This is a genomic window from Rhodoferax sp. ZS1R8 (assembly GCF_056521325.1).
In genome coordinates, this window is the sequence record NZ_JBWMBA010000118.1 from 1 (window position 1) to 1224 (window position 1224).

Genomic DNA, 1224 nt, shown 5'->3' on the forward strand with positions numbered 1-1224 from the left:
CGCTGACAAAATCAGCGAAACACTTCGTAAAAAGGGGGGCGTCTGGACGAATTTTCCTGGGGGTAGGAAGGAATGTCCGCAGGTCAACCGCGTTTACAGTGGGGTGCGTGCGACCAGCCATTCACGGCGGAATAGCCATTCCTGTGGGTACCACAGGTTCTGCAGGGTGACCTCGCCAGCCTTGTGCCGGCTCTTCACGTGCCAGCGTGCGCCCAACAAGGTGCAGCCTGGCATACAGCTGGGCTGGGTTTGGTCCAGGCTGTCCTGTATCCACACGACCGCGTCAAATTGCGCCAGCAAAAAATCCAGGCGCTCTATGGGAGGCATATCAGGCCTGAAGGCCCCGGTGTTGCGGCCTTCAGCGTCATACGGCGTAATGCGTGCGCCGGGCAGCACAAAGTGGAAGCGTTCAAATTGGCCCGTAAATCCGTTGGGCACTGCTACGCGCTTGTCTCTGATCTGGTCCTTGACTGCCATCGAGTAAGTCGCGGTGACGGTACCCAGGGGTTGCACCATCAGGCCAAAGCTGGCGTACACGGCCAGCACGGTCGTCAGCGCCGCTGCTTTGGCCCATCGGCTTATGAAAAAACCGACTGTAGCCCCCGTCAATGCTATGCTTGTAGCTATAAAATTGATAGCAACCTGCAAACCAGTGGCAATTTGCATGTCACCCATGACCCAGGTCACCCGTGCCAGCATCACCAGTGCCGGCACCAGAACAGCCAGCGTGATCCAGAACCATACTTTGTGCAGCCTGTCCCAGGCCAGTGCCATGGCAATCGCGATGGCGGGCATGGCGGGGATCAGGTAGCGCTCCGAGCGCTGGCTGGGTATGGTGAACACGACCAGCCACACTACCAGCCAGGCCAGCAACACACGGGCTGCGGGTGTGAGCTGCGCATAGGTCTGGCGTTTAAAGGCCATGCCAAGAGCCAGCCATCCCATGCCCAATACCGTAAAAATCAGCAGCCCGGCATTGAACGGGTAGGCGAGTAGCTGCGTCCACATGGGGTAGTCACCAAACAATGCGGCGTGCCAGTAGCCCTGGGTGTTGGACATCTTGCCGGCGTTTTCCGCCACCACAAACTCCTGCCAAACCGAGGCCGGGTCCGGGTCCAGCACAAACCACAGCGCAAAGATGCCCAGTGCCAGTGCGGTGCTCCAAGCCAGACCCACTGTAGCGCGAAGCGCCAGTGGCCAGTTGAGACGTGGCGCACTGACTAG

At 59.4% G+C, this 1224-nt stretch carries 1 pseudogene; it reads right to left on the reverse strand.

The features are described from left to right. Positions 1–93: 93 nt before the first annotated feature. Positions 94–1224, reverse strand: a pseudogene (locus AC097P_RS24285) (hypothetical protein); the annotation flags it as partial.